This window comes from Streptomyces sp. NPDC048751 (assembly GCF_043198595.1).
Classification (GTDB): domain Bacteria; phylum Actinomycetota; class Actinomycetes; order Streptomycetales; family Streptomycetaceae; genus Streptomyces.
The window spans coordinates 40,010-52,530 of the sequence record NZ_JBICUX010000005.1; the positions used below are offsets into that span (position 1 = coordinate 40,010).

8 protein-coding genes are annotated in these 12,521 nt (G+C 71.0%); 6 read left to right on the plus strand and 2 right to left on the minus strand.

Annotated features, from left to right (window positions below; translation table 11 throughout):
* Positions 1 to 171: 171 nt before the first annotated feature.
* From ACGFNV_RS17545 to ACGFNV_RS17560, 4 genes are all read left to right on the plus strand, one after another.
* Positions 172 to 1,710: an aminotransferase class III-fold pyridoxal phosphate-dependent enzyme gene (locus ACGFNV_RS17545; protein ID WP_393623408.1), complete on the plus strand. Its 1,539-nt coding sequence runs from the start codon at positions 172 to 174 to the stop codon at positions 1,708 to 1,710.
* Positions 1,707 to 3,629, plus strand: a complete 1,923-nt coding sequence (locus ACGFNV_RS17550) for an IucA/IucC family protein (RefSeq protein WP_393623409.1) — start codon at positions 1,707 to 1,709, stop codon at positions 3,627 to 3,629. The genes ACGFNV_RS17545 and ACGFNV_RS17550 overlap by 4 nt, the downstream gene beginning before the upstream one ends.
* A gap of 73 nt (positions 3,630 to 3,702) precedes the next feature.
* Positions 3,703 to 4,425: a GNAT family N-acetyltransferase gene (locus ACGFNV_RS17555; RefSeq protein WP_393623411.1), complete on the plus strand. Its 723-nt coding sequence runs from the start codon at positions 3,703 to 3,705 to the stop codon at positions 4,423 to 4,425.
* 152 nt (positions 4,426 to 4,577) lie between these two features.
* Positions 4,578 to 6,560, plus strand: coding sequence for an ATP-dependent DNA helicase (locus ACGFNV_RS17560; protein ID WP_393623413.1), 1,983 nt, complete (start codon positions 4,578 to 4,580; stop codon positions 6,558 to 6,560).
* Between the two features lie 282 nt (positions 6,561 to 6,842).
* On the opposite strand, the gene lexA is transcribed toward ACGFNV_RS17560, so the two are convergent.
* Positions 6,843 to 7,622, minus strand: coding sequence for a transcriptional repressor LexA (lexA, locus tag ACGFNV_RS17565; RefSeq protein ID WP_133932795.1), 780 nt, complete (start codon positions 7,620 to 7,622; stop codon positions 6,843 to 6,845).
* Positions 7,623 to 8,206: 584 nt separating this feature from the next.
* Between lexA and nrdR the strand changes: the two genes are divergently transcribed.
* Together nrdR and ACGFNV_RS17575 are read left to right on the plus strand one after the other, a co-directional pair.
* A complete protein-coding gene (gene nrdR, locus ACGFNV_RS17570) occupies positions 8,207 to 8,767 on the plus strand; it encodes a transcriptional regulator NrdR (RefSeq protein WP_133932796.1) in 561 nt (186 codons plus the stop codon).
* 163 nt (positions 8,768 to 8,930) lie between these two features.
* Positions 8,931 to 11,825, plus strand: a complete 2,895-nt coding sequence (locus ACGFNV_RS17575; RefSeq protein WP_393623415.1) for a vitamin B12-dependent ribonucleotide reductase — start codon at positions 8,931 to 8,933, stop codon at positions 11,823 to 11,825.
* An 87-nt stretch (positions 11,826 to 11,912) separates the two neighbouring features.
* Here ACGFNV_RS17575 and ACGFNV_RS17580 read toward each other — a convergent pair whose 3' ends face one another.
* Positions 11,913 to 12,443 carry a TerD family protein gene (locus ACGFNV_RS17580; RefSeq protein ID WP_393623417.1) on the minus strand — a complete coding sequence of 177 codons (531 nt, stop codon included), beginning with the start codon at positions 12,441 to 12,443 and terminating at the stop codon, positions 11,913 to 11,915.
* Positions 12,444 to 12,521 lie beyond the last annotated feature (78 nt).

The following is a 12,521-nucleotide window of genomic DNA, read 5'->3' on the forward strand; positions in this document are numbered from 1 at the left end:
GAACGGCAACACACGATATGCGTTCGCTGTGAGGGACTTCCGATGGAACGGCAACGGTTCCGTCACGGGAAGGATCTTGAAACAACCCGTAACCCGGTGAGCCGTCGGGGGTTGTAGCGGTGGGGTGCCTGCTGTCCGGGGCGGGGCGGAGTCGTGGGTGAGGGAGCAGCCGTGGCCGTGACCGAGGGGAGCCCGCGGCGCCAGCCGGCGCGGGAGCCGACCGCGCGCACCTACCCGCGCGCCCTGCCGATCGTGCCGGTGCGGGCCCGCGGACTGACCATCGAGGGTGCCGACGGCCGCCGTTACCTCGACTGCCTCTCCGGCGCCGGAACACTCGTCCTCGGCCACAACCACCCCGTCGTCCTGGAGGCGATCCGCGAGGTCCTCGACTCCGGCGCCCCGCTGGACGTCCTCGACCTGGCGACGCCCGTCGAGGACGCCTTCGTCACCGAGCTGTTCCACACCCTGCCGCCCGGACTCGCGGGGCACGCGCGCGTACGGTTCTGCGGACCCGCCGGTACGGACGCGGTGGAGGCCGCCTTCGACCTGGTCCGGGCCGCCACCGGCCGCACCGGCGTCCTGGCGTTCACCGGCGCCCACCACGGGACGGGCGGCGACGGGGCGTTCGACACACGAGGCGCGCGCCTGCCGTATCCGCAGGACTACCGCTGCCCGTTCGGTGTCGGCGGCGCACGGGGGGCCGAACTCGCCGCCCGCTGGACCGAGTCCGTCCTCGACGACCCCGACTCCGACGTTCGCCACCCGGCCGGGATCATCCTCGAACCCGTCCAGGGCGAGGGCGGCGTCATCCCCGCACCGGACGCCTGGATGCGGCGCGTGCGGCGGATCACCGAAGACCGGTCCATTCCGCTGATCGCCGACGAGTCACAGACGGGCGTGGGGCGGACCGGGGCGTTCTGGGCGGTGGAACACAGCGGCGTCACACCTGACGTGATGGTGCTCTCCAAGGCCATCGGGGGGAGCCTGCCGTTGGCCGTGGTGGTGCACCGGGACGACCTCGACGTGCGGCGAACGGACACCTCCGCGGGCCCTTCCACGGGCACCTCGCCGGGCACGTTCCGTGGGAACCAACTCGCCCTGGCCGCCGGTACGGCCACACTCGCCCACGTCCGCACGCACCGTCTCGCCGAGCGGGCCGCGGGACTCGGTTCGCGGATGCTCGGCCAACTGAGGGAGCAGACGCGGGAGTTTCCCTGGGTGGGGGAGGTGCGGGGGCGAGGGCTGATGATCGGGGTCGAGGTGGTGGATCCGGATGCCGAGCCCACGTCTCGGCCGGGTTCCCCGCGCGCGTCTCGGCCCGGCTCCCCGCCTCGATCCGGTGGCCCGCTCCCGCCCGTCGGCCCGGTCGAGGCCGAGTGCCCGGCACAGCCCACGCGCGCGCCTCACCCCGCCGCGCCCCTACTCGCGGCCGCCGTGCAGCGGGAGTGTCTGCGAAGGGGCCTGATTGTGGACGTCGGCGGCCGACACGGCAGCGTCGTCCGCCTGCTTCCGCCGCTGACCATCACCGACGAGCAGGCGGCCGCGGTCCTGGACCGGCTCGTCGACGCGCTCGCGGCGGTCCGCGGACACCGGGACGGCCGGCCGCGAGCCCGAGCGGACACACGTACGCCCTGCCCCGGCGGCCGTGCCGCGGGGTCACCCCGTTCGTCGTCACCCGAGCCAGAAGCACTCCCCGAGGAACCGTCTTGAACTTCACCCCCACGCACGACGACCGTTCCCAGACCACGCCTCCGGGGCCCTCCGCCCCCCGGACGGTGCCCGCTCCGGCCGTCCGGCAGCAGGCGGGAGCACCGGAGGCGGAGCGGCCGCAGGGTCCCGTGACCGATCTCCTGGAACACCTCGACCCGTACACCACGGCCCAGGCCGCCGCCGTGGAGAACCTGCTGCGCTGCTGGGTCCGCGAGGCCGGACTGCCCGCCCCCGGCGACGGCACCCTCCGCATCCCGCTGCCCGCCAGCGGCACGGCCCTGCGGGTCCCCGTCCACTACTGGTCCCCGACCGGGTGGCACCGCTTCGGTCTCCCGCACCTCGCCGACGCGCCCCCGCAGTCACCGCCGGCCGACGCGGTGATGGTGGCGGCGCTGCTCGCGAGGGAGACGGCCGGCGAGTCCCGTGAACGTACTTCCGCGGCCGCCGGCACATCGGCCACCACAACCGCCCCCGGTCACGGCCCCGACCTCGTCGCCCGGGTCGCCGACTCCCTCCGCCGTACCGTCACCTTCATCAGCGAGCGCAGGGAACGCCCCGCCGACGGCCCCGACCTGTTCCTCGCGGCCGAACAGGCACTCGTACTCGGGCACCCGCTGCACCCGACCCCGAAGAGCCGCGAAGGGTTCTCCGAGGCGGAGGCACGGCTGTACTCGCCCGAGTCGCGGGGCTCCTTCCCCCTGCGCTGGCTGTCCGTCGCCCCGTCTGTGCTCGCCACCGACTCGGCCTGGACCGAGCGCGGGCGCGCCGTCCCCGCCGCCCAGCTCACGGCACGACTCGCCGGCGACGGTCTGCCACCGCTGCCCGACGGCTACGCCGCCCTGCCCCTGCACCCCTGGCAACTGCGCGAGGTCCGGCAGCGGCCCGATGTGGCGGCCATGCTCGACGCCCGCCTGCTCCGCGACCTCGGCGCGCAGGGCCCGCCCTGGCACGCCACCTCCTCCGTACGCACGGTGCACCGGTCCGGCGCCCCCGCCATGCTCAAGCTGTCCCTGGGCCTGCGCATCACCAACTCGCGCCGCGACAACCTCCGCAAGGAACTCCACCGCGGTGTCGAGGTGCACCGCCTGCTGCGGGCCGGTCTGGCCGAGCGGTGGCGGGCCGCGCACCCGGGCTTCGACATCGTCCGCGACCCGGCCTGGCTCGCCGTGGACGGACCGGACGGCACGCCCGTGACCGGGCTCGACGTGATGATCCGGCACAACCCGTTCGCCCCGGCCGACGACGTCTCCTGCGTCGCCGGACTCGTCTCCCCGCGGCCCCGGCGACAGTCGGCCGTGCTGCGTTCCCGGCTGACCGAGGTCGTCACCCGCCTCGCCGCCCGCACCGGACGCCCCCGCGGAGCGGTCGCCACCGAGTGGTTCCTGCGCTACCTGGAGCAGGTCGTCCGCCCCGTGCTCTGGCTGGACGGCGAGGCGGGGATCGCCCTGGAGGCGCACCAGCAGAACACGCTGCTCCTGCTGGACGGCGAAGGATGGCCCACCGGCGGCCGCTACCGCGACAACCAGGGCTACTACTTCCGCGAGTCCCGGCGCGCGGAGCTGGCCGCCCGGCTCCCCGGCATCGGAGAGCGCAGCGACACCTTCGTCTCCGACGAGGTCACGGACGAACGCTTCACGTACTACCTCGCGATCAACAACGTGCTCGGCCTCATCGGCGCGTTCGGATCCCAGGGCCTCGCCGACGAACCGCTGCTGCTCGCCGCGTTCCGCCGCTTCCTCGAGGCCGCCGCCTCCGGTCCCGACCGGCTGCGCAGCACCCTGCCCGCCCGGCTGCTCGACTCACCCGTCCTGCGCTGCAAGGCCAACCTGCTGACGCGCCTGCACGGCCTCGACGAACTGGTCGGTCCGGTGGACACACAGTCCGTCTACGTCACCGTCGCCAACCCGCTGCACAGCTGACCGGCACAGCTGAACCGGCCCCGATCCCGCCCGAGGACCATGCCCCACCCCGCCTCCAGAGAGGAGAGCCACCGTGCCTCCCACGGCCGACTCGGACAGCCCGACCAGCTCCACCAGCTCGGACAGTGAGGACACTCTCGACCTGCAACTGCCCGAGGAGTTCCTCGCGCTCATCGAGGAGGAGCGGAAGGGGCAGCGGGAGGAGGAGTACGCGTCCTCCTTCGGCGAGCTGCTCGACCACGTCGAGCGCTGGGGCCCGGTCCGCACCGCCGTGGGCAGGTTCCACCTCGTCCCGGTCAGCGTCGAGCGCGACCTCCCCCTCGTCCACAGGTGGATGAACGACCCCGCCGTCGCGGCCTACTGGGACCTGGCAGGCCCGCTGAGCGCGACCGAGGAGCACCTGCGCGCCCAGCTCGAGGGCGACGGACGCAGCGTCCCGTGCCTCGGCGTTCTGGAGGGCACGCCGATGAGCTACTGGGAGGTCTACCGCGCCGACCTCGACCCGCTGGCCCGCCACTATCCCGCTCGGCCGCACGACACCGGGCTCCACCTCCTGATCGGCGCCGTCGCCGACCGCGGCCGGGGTCTCGGCGGCACGCTGCTCAGGGCCGTCGCCGACCACGTGCTCGCCCGCCGGCCCGCCTGCGCCCGGGTCGTCGCGGAGCCGGACCTGCGCAACGTCCCCTCCGTCGCCGCGTTCCTCGGCGCCGGCTTCCGGTACGACGCCGAAGTCGACCTGCCCGGCAAGCGGGCCGCCCTGATGGTCAGGGACCGGTCCCAGCGCGATCTGCTGTGATGGCCCGCAGACGTGTGCGCGTCCCGTACCGACCCGACCGATCAGATCCCGCCCCGATCCGATCCCACCGAGAAGCCCAAGGTCTTGATCCCACCCCGCGCCTCCGCCGTGATCACCCGTTTGTCAGTCCCGGGTCGTAGGGTGGTCGCGCTATGACGAAGCCCTCACTCCCCGAACTCCTGCATGCTGCCGTCACCGCCGTCGGCGGCACGGAGCGCCCTGGCCAGGTGACCATGGCCGAAGCCGTCGCGGAGGCCATCGACGACAGCTCCCACCTTCTGGTGCAGGCCGGCACCGGAACCGGTAAGTCGCTGGGCTACCTCGTGCCCGCGCTCGCGCACGGGGAGCGGGTCGTCGTGGCGACGGCCACGCTCGCCCTCCAGCGCCAGCTGGTGGAGCGGGACCTGCCGCGCACGGTCGACGCGCTGCACCCGCTGCTGCGCCGCCGCCCGGAGTTCGCGATGCTCAAGGGCCGGTCGAACTACCTGTGCCTGCACCGCCTGCACGAGGGCATGCCGCAGGACGAGGAGGAGGGCCTGTTCGACCAGTTCGAGGCGGCCGCGCCCACCAGCAAGCTGGGCCAGGACCTGCTGCGTCTGCGCGACTGGTCGGACGAGACCGAGTCCGGTGACCGCGACGACCTCACCCCGGGCGTCTCCGACCGGGCCTGGGCCCAGGTGTCGGTGTCCTCACGGGAGTGCTTGGGCGCCACCAAGTGCGCGTACGGCGCCGAGTGCTTCGCCGAGACGGCCCGCGAGCGCGCCAAGCTCGCCGAGGTCGTCGTCACCAACCACGCGCTGCTCGCGATCGACGCCATCGAGGGCGCGCCGGTCCTCCCGCAGCACGAGGTGCTGATCGTCGACGAGGCGCACGAGCTGGTCTCACGCGTCACCGGTGTCGCCACCGGCGAGCTCACACCGGGGCAGGTCAACCGCGCGGTCCGCAGAGCGGCGAAACTCGTCAACGAGAAGGCCGCCGATCAGCTCCAGACCGCCGCCGAGGGCTTCGAACGACTGATGGAGCTGGCGCTGCCCGGCCGTCTGGAGGAGATCCCGGAGGACCTCGGCTACGCCCTCATGGCGCTGCGCGACGCCGCCCGCACCGTCATCTCGGGGATCGGCGCGACCCGCGACAAGTCCGTCCAGGACGAGGACGCCGTCCGCAAGCAGGCGCTGGCCTCCGTGGAGAGCGTGCACGACGTGGCGGAGCGGATCGTGAACGGCTCCGAGTGGGACGTCGTCTGGTACGAGCGGCATGACCGCTTCGGCGCCTCGCTGCGCGTCGCGCCCATGTCCGTGTCCGGTCTGCTGCGGGAGAAGCTCTTCACGGACCGTTCGGTCGTCCTGACGTCGGCGACACTGAAGCTCGGTGGCGACTTCAACGGGGTCGGAGCCTCCCTGGGCCTCGCCCCGGAGGGTACGGAGGGCGACGACGTCCCGCAGTGGAAGGGCGTCGACGTCGGCTCGCCGTTCGACTACCCCAAGCAGGGCATCCTCTACGTCGCCAAGCACCTGGCGCGTCCCGCCCGCGACGGCGACCGCGCGGACATGCTCGACGAGCTCACCGAACTGATCCAGTCGGCCGGCGGCCGCACCCTGGGCCTGTTCTCCTCGATGCGGGGTGCTCAGATCGCCGCGGAGGAGCTGCGCTCCCGGATCCCCGAGTTCCCGATTTTGCTCCAGGGCGAGGAGACCCTCGGTGAGCTGATCAAGAACTTCGCGGCGGACCCGCAGACGTGTCTCTTCGGCACGCTGTCGCTGTGGCAGGGCGTCGACGTCCCCGGCCCCAGCTGCCAACTGGTCGTCATGGACAAGATTCCGTTCCCGCGCCCCGACGACCCGCTGATGAGCGCCCGCCAGAAGGCGGTGGAGGAGGCCGGGGGCAACGGCTTCATGGCCGTCGCCGCCACGCACGCGGCGCTGCTCATGGCCCAGGGCGCCGGCCGCCTCGTACGGGCGTCCGGGGACCGCGGTGTGGTCGCCGTGCTGGACCAGCGGTTGGCCACGGCCCGGTACGGGAGCTATCTGAAGGCGTCCCTGCCCGACTTCTGGTACACCACGGACCGCAACCAGGTCCGCAGGTCGCTGGCGGCGATCGACGCGGTGGCGAAGCAGACGGAGGCCAAGGCCGAGTAAGGACCACGGGTTACCGGGGCTAGGGCCTGTTGCGAAAGTGGCGCCTGCCGCGCGACGCCCGGCACGCACTCTCGCCGCACCGCCCGAAAGCCCGAGTACGCCCAGTACGAGGGCTTCCGGGCGGCACGCCGAGAGCACGCACCGGACGCCGCGCGGCCGCCCTTCGGGCGACGACGCCACTTTCGCAACAGGCCCTAGGCACAGCACAGGGCCCCGGAACCGGCGCAGGGATCCCGGGGCCCAGTCTGGGGGCGGGTCGGTGTGGCCCGCCCGCCCGTGTTCTCAGACGCGGCGCAGAACGGCCACCACCTTGCCGAGGATGGTCGCGTCGTCACCGGGGATCGGCTCGTAGGCCGCGTTGTGCGGGAGGAGCCAGACGTGGCCGTCCTCGCGCTTGAAGCGCTTGACGGTGGCCTCGCCGTCGAGCATGGCGGCGACGATGTCGCCGTTCTCCGCGACCGGCTGGCGGCGTACGGTGACCCAGTCGCCGTCGCAGATCGCGGCCTCGATCATCGAGTCACCGACGACCTTCAGGACGAACAGCTCGCCGTCACCCACGAGCTGCCGGGGGAGCGGGAACACGTCCTCGACCGACTCCTCGGCGAGGATCGGGCCACCGGCGGCGATCCGGCCGACCAAGGGGACGTACGACGCGGCCGGCTTGCCCGCGGTGTCGGTGGGCTGCACGGAGGCCGCCTGGTCGGAGCCGCGGACCTCGTAGGCGCGCGGCCGGTGCGGGTCCCGGCGCAGGAAGCCCTTGCGTTCCAGTGCCATGAGCTGGTGTGCGACCGAGGAGGTGCTGGACAGGCCGACCGCCTGACCGATCTCCCGCATGGACGGCGGGTAGCCGCGCCGCTGCACGGAGTCCCTGATGACCTCGATCACCCGGCGCTGCCTGTCGGTGAGTCCCGAACTGTCCGCCCGGATGCCTGGAGGTCGGCCAGGCAGTGAGCGCTTGTGCGCCTCGGGATTCGTGGCTTCGTTCATCGCATGCACCGGCTCGAGTCGGCCCTGGGAGCGGTCCTGGGCAGTGATGGTGGCACTGTCTGCGGTGGTGGTCACGTCGGCCCCTCTCGATGGTCTCCCTGCAGCACAACGGTAGTTGCTTTCGAAAGGTTGCGCCAAACACACGTTCGAGTGAAAAAACGCGTTTCACCTGTACTGAGCATGTGTCCGGGTGTATGGCTAACGCGCCGCCTGGCGGACAAAAGGGCTGATTGTTGTACCCTTCACCGCCGGGTTGGTTGAACCTCGTAGGTTGTCGCCTCAGTCTGCCATCCGGCGTACCGCCGGCCGGGGACCGGCCCCCGCTCCGTGCGGGAGTCGCACGTCTTCTCCCTGTGGCGCCCACGGTATCTCCGTATGTGGCGCGGCGATACGGCCGTGCGGTCGCGCTCAGTGAGCGTCCGGTGTGCTCCGCGGGACGGCTTGGGCCGGTGGCACATGCCCATCCTTGTGCGACACGCGCGCATGGCATGGATGTATGAGCCAATCCCCACATGTAGTGGTTGCATTGCGGCAGTGGCCCAGAAGTTGTGGTCCCCCGGGTCTTCGCACCCCAGGAGATCGCCTATGCTTGGGGCTGCTTCGAGGGGCCCAAGAGGCCTCTGGGGCTAATGAGTCTGCTGTGAGGAGGTTGGGAGTCCATGCACTGCCCCTTCTGCAGGCACCCCGACAGCCGCGTCGTCGACAGCCGTACGACCGACGACGGCACGTCGATCCGCAGGCGCCGCCAGTGCCCTGACTGCTCCCGTCGTTTCACGACCGTGGAGACGTGCTCGCTCATGGTGGTGAAGCGGTCCGGAGTCACCGAGCCGTTCAGTCGTACCAAGGTCATCAACGGTGTGCGCAAGGCATGCCAGGGACGGCCTGTCACGGAGGACGCACTCGCCCAGCTCGGCCAGCGGGTCGAGGAGGCGGTGCGGGCCACCGGAAGCGCCGAGCTGACCACCCACGACGTGGGACTGGCCATACTCGGCCCGTTGCAGGAGCTCGACCTCGTCGCCTATCTGCGATTCGCCTCCGTCTACCGGGCGTTCGACTCGCTCGAGGACTTCGAGGCGGCGATCGCCGAACTCAGGGATCAGACGGGACGCCTCGCCGCGGACGACGACGACCGCGAGGACGCGGGTGCGGGGAGCCGGGAGGACGACGGCGGGACCGGGGAGACCGTGGAGGTCCCCGAGCCCGCCCACGCCGCCGACTGACCGACGGGCCGGAACCGGGATTCAGGTCCGGATCCGGCCGGGCGGCGGCGACGAAGACCTGTTGCGGGTCGCAGCGTGAGGGGGCCCGCAACACCAGACAGAACACCGTGTCACGGGAACAACGTGGCACTTCAGGGCGTTTTCGCCCGTACAGGGAGGCGGCATGACAGAGACGGCGAGCGGTCCGGCAAGGGGTACCCGGGCGAAGGGCACCAAGGCCACCAAGGGACTGCGTGTCGAGCGCATCCACACCACCCCCGGAGTGCATCCGTACGACGAGGTGGCCTGGGAGTCCCGTGACGTCGTCATGACCAACTGGCGCGACGGCTCGGTCAACTTCGAGCAGCGTGGCGTCGAGTTCCCCGACTTCTGGTCGGTGAACGCGGTCAACATCGTCACCAGCAAGTACTTCCGCGGTGCCGTCGGCACCCCGCAGCGTGAGGTCAGCCTCAAGCAGCTGATCGACCGCATCGTGAAGACGTACCGGAAGGCCGGCGAGGACCACAAGTACTTCGCATCGCCCGCCGACGCGGAGATCTTCGAGCACGAACTGGCCTACGCCCTCCTGCACCAGATCTTCAGCTTCAACAGCCCCGTCTGGTTCAACGTCGGCACGCCCCAGCCGCAGCAGGTCTCCGCCTGCTTCATCCTGTCCGTCGACGACTCCATGGAGTCGATCCTCGACTGGTACAAGGAAGAGGGAATGATCTTCAAGGGCGGCTCCGGTGCCGGCCTGAACCTCTCCCGCATCCGCTCCTCCAAGGAGCTGCTGTCCTCCGGCGGCAACGCCTCCGGCCCGGTCTCCTTCATGCGCGGCGCCGACGCCTCCGCCGGCACCATCAAGTCCGGCGGCGCCACCCGCCGTGCCGCCAAGATGGTCGTCCTCGACGTGGACCACCCGGACATCGAGGACTTCATCGCCACCAAGGTGAAGGAAGAGGAGAAGATCCGCGCCCTTCGTGACGCGGGCTTCGACATGGACCTGGGCGGCGACGACATCACGTCCGTCCAGTACCAGAACGCCAACAACAGCGTCCGCGTGAACGACGAGTTCATGACGGCCGTCGAGAACGGCACCGAGTTCGGCCTGCGCGCCCGCATGAACGGCGAGGTCATCGAGAAGGTCGACGCCAAGGCGCTGTTCCGCAAGCTCGCCGAGGCCGCGTGGGCCTGTGCCGACCCGGGCATCCAGTACGACGGTGTGATCAACAACTGGCACACCTGCCCCGAGTCCGGCCGGATCACCGCGTCGAACCCGTGCAGCGAGTACATGCACCTGGACAACACGTCCTGCAACCTCGCCTCGCTGAACCTGATGAAGTTCCTCAAGGACGACGGCAAGGGCAACCAGTCCTTCGAGGTCGAGCGCTTCGCCAAGGTCGTCGAGCTCGTCATCACCGCGATGGACATCTCCATCTGCTTCGCGGACTTCCCGACCCAGAAGATCGGCGAGAACACCCGCGCGTTCCGTCAGCTCGGCATCGGCTACGCCAACCTCGGCGCCCTGCTGATGGCGACCGGCCACGCCTACGACTCCGACGGCGGCCGCGCCCTCGCCGGCGCCATCACCTCCCTGATGACCGGCACGGCGTACAAGCGCTCCGCCGAACTGGCCGCGGTCGTCGGCCCGTACGACGGTTACGCCCGGAACGCCGACGCCCACAACCGCGTCATGAAGCAGCACTCCGACGCCAACGGCATCGCCGTGCGCATGGACGACCTGGACTCCCCGGTGTGGGCCGCCGCCACGGAGGCCTGGCAGGACGTCCTGCGTCTCGGCGAGAAGAACGGCTTCCGCAACTCCCAGGCGTCCGTGCTCGCCCCGACCGGCACCATCGGCCTCGCGATGTCCTGCGACACCACCGGTGTCGAGCCCGACCTCGCCCTGGTGAAGTTCAAGAAGCTGGTCGGCGGCGGCTCGATGCAGATCGTCAACGGCACCGTCCCGCAGGCCCTGCGCCGCCTGGGTTACCAGGAGGAGCAGATCGAGGCGATCGTCGCCCACATCGCCGACCACGGCAACGTGATCGACGCGCCCGGTCTCGCGCACGAGCACTACGAGGTGTTCGACTGCGCGATGGGCGAGCGGGCCATCTCCCCGATGGGCCACGTCCGCATGATGGCCGCGATCCAGCCGTGGATCTCCGGCGCCATCTCCAAGACGGTCAACATGCCGGAGACGGCGACCGTCGAGGAGGTCGAGGAGATCTACTTCGAGGCCTGGAAGCTGGGCGTCAAGGCGCTCGCCATCTACCGCGACAACTGCAAGGTCGGCCAGCCCCTCTCCGCGAAGACCAAGGAGAAGGAGAAGGCCGAGATCACGGAGAAGACCGAGGACACGATCCGTACCGCGGTCGAGAAGGTCGTCGAGTACCGCCCGGTCCGCAAGCGCCTCCCGAAGGGACGTCCCGGCATCACCACGTCCTTCACCGTCGGCGGTGCCGAGGGCTACATGACCGCCAACTCCTACCCGGACGACGGTCTCGGCGAGGTCTTCCTCAAGATGTCCAAGCAGGGCTCGACGCTCGCGGGCATGATGGACGCCTTCTCCATCGCGGTCTCCGTCGGCCTCCAGTACGGCGTGCCGCTGGAGACGTACGTCTCGAAGTTCACCAACATGCGCTTCGAGCCGGCCGGCATGACGGACGACCCGGACGTGCGGATGGCGCAGTCGATCGTCGACTACATCTTCCGCCGCCTGGCGCTCGACTTCCTGCCCTTCGAGACGCGTTCCGCGCTCGGCATCCACTCCGCCGAGGAGCGTCAGCGCCACCTGGAGACGGGTTCGTACGAGCCCGCCGAGGAGGACGTGGACGTCGAGGGCCTGGCCCAGTCGGCGCCCCGCGCCCAGGAGCTGAAGGCCGTCGCCACCCCGAGGGCCGAGGCCGAGGCGGCCAAGCCCGCTCCCCAGCAGGCCCACACCAGCGCCGAGCTGGTGGAGATGCAGCTGGGCATCCAGGCCGACGCCCCGCTGTGCTTCTCCTGCGGTACGAAGATGCAGCGGGCCGGGTCCTGCTACATCTGCGAAGGCTGCGGCTCGACCAGCGGCTGCAGCTGATCGACCGACCCGGTGAGGGCGGTGGAGCCGGTTCTCGGCTCCACCGCCCTCGGCGTTTCTGTGTCGGCTCGCCCGCGCGGGCCGCGGTCAGGGGCGGGGCCGCCCCATGACCCTCGCGAAGTCGGCCGGGGCGTCCTCGTAACCGTGGACCCCGGGGCGGAAGGACCACTCACCGGCCTCGTCGCGCACGAACTCCGCGATCGTCGCGGCCGTCGCCCCCAGAGCGCCACCGAAGTCGTCCTCGGCCAGGACCGTGTAGCCCTCACGGATCCGGATGGCCGGGTTGAGGACGTCCACGAACGCCCGCCGTCCGGAACGCTGCTGGATGACCACACCGACGACCACGCGCGTGTACCGCGCGTCCAGCCGGCCGAGCTCCACGGTCATGACCTCGTCCCAGCCGAAGCCCTTGCCGTCCGGGCTGTCCCGGTTGAGCGTGATGGTGCCGTCGGGGGAGCGGCTGTCGAAGTGCACCACGTAGGCCGGGTCGCCGTACGGATCGCCCGCCAGGTAGGGCGCGGCGACGACGTCCAGGTCCGTGGGCGGCTGCCCCGCCGGACTCGGATCCCACTTCAGTGAGATCTCCACCTTGCTGATCCCCTTGCTGATGCCGCTCACAGGCCTCCCCTTACCCGTCTCCCCGTTCACCCCCGGCCCGAACTGCCGGACCGTCTGGGCCGGTTGTCCATCCTGCCA